Raw genomic sequence first — 6,896 nt, 5'->3', positions numbered from 1 at the left:
GGCCGCGGTGGAGGTCACGGGCGCCTGAGCACGCGCGCACGCACGACCCAGGGGGGGGGCCCCGCCCGCGGCGCCCCCCCCCGGGGGGGGGCGCGGCGGGTGGAGGGCCCGGGGACCGCCGCGGCTACTTCCCGCTGCCCCGCTCGGGGTGGTAGGCCTTCCTGCCGCAGTTGTCCACGTCGATCCGGACGACCTGCGGGTCGTGGTCGCTCGCCTGGTCGGCGAACTCCGCGTTGATGTGGACGACGTCGTAGTCGTAGTGGGTGATGGAGGGGCTGGTCAGGATGTGGTCGAGGGTCTGGCTGTTGCCGTCGAAGACGTAGCTGTAACGCTCCCTCACCGGAAGGGTGTTGATGAGGTCGGTGAGGACGTCGCCGTTGTCGGTGAGGGTCTTGACCGCGTCGGAGAACTCGTAGTCGTTGAGGTCACCGAGGGCCACGATCCGCGCCTTGGGGTCGGCGGCGAGGACGGAGTCGACGAAGGCGTTCTCCTCCTCGGCCTGGTGCTTGCGCTGGGTCTCCGAGGAACGGGTCGGCTCCTGGAAGCGGCCGTGCATCGGATCGTCACCGCCCTTGGAGTTGAAGTGGTTCGCGATGACGAACACCGTGTCGCCCTGGAACCTGAACTCGCCGACCAGGGGCTTGCGGCTGTTGGTCCACGCGTCGCTCGCGGGGTCGATGCGGCCCGGTGAGGCGGAGAGGTGGGCCTCGCGCTTGTGCTTGTCCCTGATCACGGAGACGGGGGTGGTGGAGGCGTCGCCGGCGGACGCGCGGTCCACGAAGGAGACCCGCTTGGGGTTGAAGAGGAAGACCTGGCGGATGTTGCCGCCGGGCTCGCCGCCGTCCTTGTCGTCGACCGGGTCGACGTAGCGCCACGAGTACTTCGGGCCGCCCGCCGCGGTGATGGCCGCGGTGAACTTCGTCAAGGTCGCCTCGGCGGAGACGGTGCCGTCGTCGGTGGCGCCGTTGTCGTCCTGGATCTCCTCCAGGGTGACGATGTCGGGGGAGGAGAGGTTCGCGACGACGCCCTTGGCGAGGCGGGCGAACTTGTCGGCGCCGTCCGTCGGGTCGAGGTTCTCGACGTTGTAGGTGGCGAGGGCGAGTTCCTTGCCCTTCTGCTTGCGCGTCACCTCCTGCTTGAGACCGTTGTCGACGGCCGTTCCGGTGGTGGCGGCGGAGGGGGCGAGCAGATAGCCGCCGAACGAGGCGTAGTCGACCGGGCCGGTGGTGGTGCCGGACAGCTCGTCGCCGACGTTGAGGGTCGGGGTGGAGCCGTCGGCCGCGACGATCTCGATTCGGCCGGTGTTCTGCTGGTCGTAGGCGCCGTAGAGGGTGCCGCCGCGCCTGGTGGGCCGCTCGTGGGGCTTGGCGGTCACGAACATCTCGCCGAACGAGTTGGTCGCGCCGGTCACCCGGGCGTCGTGGACCGAGGCGCGCATGCCCTCGACGGACTCGTAGAAGTCCTGCGAGTAGACGCCTGGTTGGAGGGGGAGGGCCTCGATGCTGCCGCCGTTCGCGGTGGGGCTGTAGGCGCCCGGGACGGTCGAGTCGTTCAGGGCGACCGGGCCCGGGAGGGCGTTGCCGGTGGAGACGGTGGTGGAGACCGGGCTGCCCAGCTCGGTGACCGATTGGGTGCCGGTGCCCGGGTAGTACTCCGTGACCTTGCCGCTGACCAGGACCGAGTCGCCCACGGAGACGGTGGGCGCGGCGGAGCCGGTGTAGACGAACAGGCCCTCGCTGGTGGCGGGGTCGGTGTCCGGGGTCGGGTCCTGGATCCAGTAGCCCTTGCTGCCCGTGGTGCGGACGGCGGTGACGATGCCGGGGACGCCCACCACGCTCTGGCCCTTGAGGGGCGACAGACGGGTGGTGCCCTGGATGTCGTGGATCCGGAACGCGCCCGGGGCGGTGGGTCCGCCGGGGCCGCCACCGTTGTCGCCGCCGTTCGCGGTCTCGCCCGCGCTGTTGGTGGCGGTGGGCGTACCGGCGGTGAAGTCGGCGGAGTTGTCGTCGCTGTCGGCGAGCGAGGCGCTGCGGGACACGGAGGTGGTGTTGCTCGCGACCGGCGCGGCGGTGCCCTCGCGGACGACGGCGGTGCCGTAGCCGAGGAGGTCCACGATATTGGGGTCGCCCGCACAGTCCGCGGCCGTCTTGCAGGTCAGCGCCGTGGTCGACTTGACCAGGGCGACGGTGCCGCTGGCGGCGGCCATCGCGATGCTGCCGGTGGCGTCGGCGGTCGGCAGCGCGGTGGTGCCGCCGGTGCCCGCGCCCTCGGCGACCAGGTAGCCGCCGCCGGGGGCGAGCGCGCCGGTGAGGGGGGTGACCTGCCAGGTGGATCCGGCGGACGGGGAGGCCGGGAGGTACTGCACGCTGTACCCGTCGAGCGGGTAGGCGGCCGTCGACCGGTTGGCCAGCTCGACGAAGTCGTTCCTGAGCGTGGCGCCGGAGTTGCCGCCACCGCCGTACGCCTCCGAGATCACGACATTCGTCGACGGCGTGGCAAAGGCGGCGGGCAGCGGCGCCATGACGACGGCCGCCGTGGCGGTCGCGGCCACGAACGCGGCGCCGGCTACGCGCACTGCGCTGGGTCTGTGCATCGGCACGTGGTGACTCCTTCAACGTCCGCCGGACGAACGGCGCGTGAGGTGCGTTCTGACAGGCTCGAACCTTGCGATCGGCTGAGGTTACGCGCGTAGAAAAGGGCGTATCAAGGGGTGTGTCGTTAAATCTGCGGGTCCAGTGGCCGACATTCCGTCTCGCGTCGCGTCGCCGCACACCACGGTGGGGGGTAGCGGTGGCCGTTCCGGCGGGCCGCTGTCTCGGGAGCTCATGGTCAACAGTGGGTGCCCAAGGGCCCATGGCCGCAGCCCGGTTCCAAGTGCCGTGCGCCGACTGCGGTGTTGGACGGCACGCGTATCAGGGTCGACCTTGGCGCGCCTCCGCCTCCGCCGCTCACCCGCGTCCGCCTCCCGCTTGCCGCCGCTTCTGGCTCAGCCGCCGTCTCCGACCCGACACCGCCCGGGAGTTGTCGTGCCTCACCCCCGATCGGCACGGCGTGGGGGCGCAGTTGTGGGCGGAGTGGCGCGCCGCTCCCCGATCTGGGCGGACTTTCCTTCTCCGTCATGGCCGCCGCGGCGGAGCTCGGGCGGCCGGCCGCGCGACGACGTCCGGAAGAGTTCCGACGGCGGAGGTGAAGCGAGCGGGCGGCCGGCGGCGTTCGAACCGAGACGTGTGGCGCCGTGAATGGTTTGACGCCCGGGCGTTCGCAATTCACCGGCGGCCGGATTCCCTTTCGGCCGTGGAGAGCAGCCGATAAGGAGGTCAGAGCCTCCCGCCTGCCGCGAGAGCGGCAATGGCCGCGCGCCGGCCGATGCCGGATTCCTGTGACGTCACCCGCCGGGCCATTACTCCATTCGTGTCGGTGAGTGTCGAACACACCGCGCCAAGCCCACCTACGAATCGGAAAGTCGGCTGGAATTATGAGCTGCCATGGGCGTGCTGTGAAGAGCGTGAGTGTGACGTGCGGGTGTGTTCCTTTTTGCCGCGTGGGTGAAGGGCGCGTGCCGGCCGGCCGGGCGTGCGCTGTTCGGCAACCCGCGGCGTTCTGTACGTGGATGCGCCGTGAACGCGCTCTGATGCGAGGTGGCGGCCGGACCCTACCTTGATGGCGTCGGGGTCATGACATCCCCGACAAGCGCAAGGGCCTTGTTCCCAAGGTTGGTTGGGGGACGACGGCCTGTCGGGAGGCCGGCATTCCTGCTCGGTCGTCCGTCGTTGTGAGCCGGTTCTGCCGGGGCACGTGTTGTCGCTGTATTCCATGGTGATTCTGGGAGGGTTCGAATGGACATGCGTTACGAGGCGTATTCCTACGCCGACCGACTGTTCTACGACTCACCCGTGCAGTGGGCCGCTCGGGAGGAATTCCCGGCCGCCACCGAGGCCGCGCCCCCCGGTTGGGTGCGCAGCATCCGGGAGGTGTGGGTGGGCTTCCAGCCACTGACGCCCGAACTGCCCGAACAGGGCTGGAAGATTCATGTCGCGGCCCGCCTCGACAACGCCCCGCACGTCCTCGACGTGGTCCGGCGGTACTGCTTCGACAACGGCGTCGCCTTCAAGTTCCTGCGCAGCCCCGGACTCGTACAGACGCAGAACGCCAAGTACGCGGCCCGCGCCTCCAGCGGCAAGTTCCTCACGCTCTACCCCCGCGACGACACCGCACTGGAGCGCTGTCTCACCGACCTGGACGCCGCGCTCGAAGGGGCGCCCGGACCGTACATCCTGAGCGATCTGCGCTGGCGCGAGGGGCCCCTGTACTTACGCTACGGCGGTTTCGTCGAACGGTTCTGCCGATCCGAGACCGGCGAGCTCGTCCTCGCCTTCCGCGAGCCGTCGGGGAAGCTGCGCCCGGACGTCCGCGCCGCCGTCTTCGAAGTCCCGCCCTGGGCGCCGGTTCCGGCGGTACTCGCCGACACGCTCGCCGCCGCGTCCCAGGCCAGCGTCGACGACTTCCCCTACACGGTCGAAAGCGCCCTGCACTTCTCCAACGGCGGCGGCATCTACCTGGCCCGGCGGACGACGGACGGTGAGCAGGTGGTGCTGAAGGAGGCCAGACCGCATGCCGGCCTCGACCAGCGGGGCGACGACGCGGTCACCCGTCTGGACCTGGAGCACGACACGCTCGGCCGGCTCGCCGGCCTGGACGCCGTACCCGCGGTGCTGGGCCGGCTCACCGCCTGGGAACACCACTTCCTGGTGCAGGAGTACATCGAGGGCGAGCCGTTGCACCGGTGGTTCGGCCGCAACTACCCCTTGGTCCACCCCGAGGTGACCGACGAGGACACGGCCGAGTACCGCGTGAAGGCACTGCGCATCCTCGACAGCATCGAAGAGGGCCTGCGCTCGATCCACGCCCGGGGCGTCGTCTTCGGCGATCTGCACCCACGGAACCTGATCGTGCGACCCGACGGCCGGGTGGTGTTCGTGGACTTCGAACTCTCCTCGCCCGCCGACGCGTTCGTCCGGCCCGCACTGGGCGCGGCGGGATTCGCGGCGCCGCCCGAGCTGACCGGGTTCGCCGTCGACGACCACGCCCTGGCCGCCCTGCGACTGTGGATCTTCATGCCGCTGCTGCCCCTGACGGTACTGAGTCCGCACAAGGCCGAGACGCTCCGGGCCGCCGCACGGGAGAGGTTCGCGCTGCCCTCGGCGGAACCACCGGAGCTCGACGGCCGGCCCGTGACCCGCCCACGCCGGGTGCCCGAGGAGGAGTTCGGCGAGCTGTTCAGCGGCGAGGCGGCCGGGTGGCCCCGGCTGCGCGACGAACTGGCCGCGGCCATGGCGGCCAGCGCCACCCCGCACCGTACCGACAGACTGTTCCCCGGCGACCCGAGCCAGTTCACCCACGACGGCCTGGGACTGGCGTACGGCGCGGCGGGTGTGTTGTGGGCCTGCCACGCCACCGGCGCCCGGGTGGATCCCGCCCACGTCGGCTGGCTGCTCAAGGCGGTCGACCGCCAGCCGCTGCGGCCCGGTCTGCTGGTCGGAGGGCACGGCGTGGCCTACGTCCTCGACCTGCTCGGCCACCGTCAACAGGCCATGGACCTGCTGGACCGTCTGATGAAGGACGACTCCGACGGATACGGCCCCGATCTGCTGAGCGGTCTCGCCGGCATCGGGCTGTGCCTGCTCTCCTTCGCCCGGACGACCGGGGACCGGACCCTCTACGACGCCGCGGTCGAGGCCGCCGAGCGGGCCTTCGCGGGACTGCGCCTCGACCGGGCCGCACCCCCGGACGGAGCGAGGGCCGGTCTCGTCCACGGCGCCAGCGGAACCGCGTTGCTGTTGCTGCACCTGCACCAGGTCTCGGCCGACAGCAATCTGCTCGATCTGGCGGGCCGCGCCCTGGAGCACGACCTCGCCCGGTGCGTGGTGGCCGAGGACGGCACCCTCCAGGTCGACGACGGCATCCGCGTCCTGCCCTATCTGGAGTCCGGCAGCGCGGGTATCGCCGCGGTGCTGCTGGCCCATCTGAAACACCGCCCCGACGCCGGGCTCGCGGAACAACTGGAGCGCATCTCCCGCGCCGCGGTACCCGAGTTCATCGTCCAGCCCGGACTGTTCAACGGTCGTGCCGGACTGATCGGGTTGCAGGCGATGCTGGACCCCGACGCCGCGGAGCGCGCGGAGGTGATCCGGCGGCACGTACGCCGACTCCTGTGGCACGTCGTTCCGTACGAGGGCCATCCGGCCTTCCCCGGGGAGCAGTTGCTGCGTCTGTCCATGGACCTGGCCACGGGGAACGCGGGTGTCATGACCGCCCTCGGCGCGGTGTACGGGGGCACCCCGACGCTGCCCTTCCTGACCGTTCCCACCGAGCCGACCGAGCTCGTCGCTCACCGGGCGCCCGACGCCCGGCAGCGCCCACCGTCCGGCGCACTCCCGGCACCGACCGGCTGACACCGGACGACCGGCACCGGACAGCCGGCACCGGACAGCCGGGTTCGACCGACCGGCACCGGACGACGGACACGGCACCGACCGACACGGCACCGACCGACACGGCACCGACGGTCCGACAGCGCGCCGGCGCATCCCGCCCGCGGCCCGGGAGAACAGGCCGCCCACAGAGTTCCGGCAGAGCGCCGGAAGCACCCACCACCACCACCCGGAAGGGGACCATCATGTCCATCCTCAGCCTGCAGGCCCTGGAGACCCCCGAGGAAATCCTCGAGTACCGCTCCGTTCTCAGCTCCCTGAGCGCCGTCAACTGCACCAACAGCACGGTGAGCACCCTGCTCTGCCTCTGATCCACCCGCCGGGGGGGGGGGCGGGGCGGGGCGCCGGGGCGGCCCCGCGCCCCCGCGGGGGGGGGGGGGCGGGGGCGGCGCGGGGCGCGGCGCG

At 71.4% G+C, this 6,896-nt stretch carries 3 protein-coding genes; 2 read left to right on the top strand and 1 reads right to left on the bottom strand.

Annotated elements, in window-relative coordinates; all coding sequences use genetic code 11:
* Positions 1–124 precede the first annotated feature (124 nt).
* Positions 125–2,593 (bottom strand): lamin tail domain-containing protein, encoded by a 2,469-nt coding sequence (locus tag ACFV2J_RS04535; protein ID WP_385437290.1) that lies wholly within the window; start codon positions 2,591–2,593, stop codon positions 125–127.
* A gap of 1,243 nt (positions 2,594–3,836) precedes the next feature.
* Here ACFV2J_RS04535 and lanKC point away from each other — a divergent pair.
* Both lanKC and ACFV2J_RS04525 read left to right on the top strand, forming a co-directional pair.
* On the top strand, positions 3,837–6,452 hold the full coding sequence (gene lanKC / locus ACFV2J_RS04530) for a class III lanthionine synthetase LanKC (protein WP_385094559.1): 2,616 nt from the start codon (positions 3,837–3,839) through the stop codon (positions 6,450–6,452).
* 224 nt (positions 6,453–6,676) lie between these two features.
* Complete coding sequence (locus ACFV2J_RS04525; RefSeq protein ID WP_148014162.1) at positions 6,677–6,802, top strand: SapB/AmfS family lanthipeptide; 126 nt, start codon at positions 6,677–6,679, stop codon at positions 6,800–6,802.
* Positions 6,803–6,896: the final 94 nt, after the last annotated feature.

Source organism: Streptomyces sp. NPDC059668 (assembly GCF_042734135.1).
GTDB lineage: Bacteria > Actinomycetota > Actinomycetes > Streptomycetales > Streptomycetaceae > Streptomyces.
This window is presented reverse-complemented; position numbering and strand designations above follow the sequence as displayed.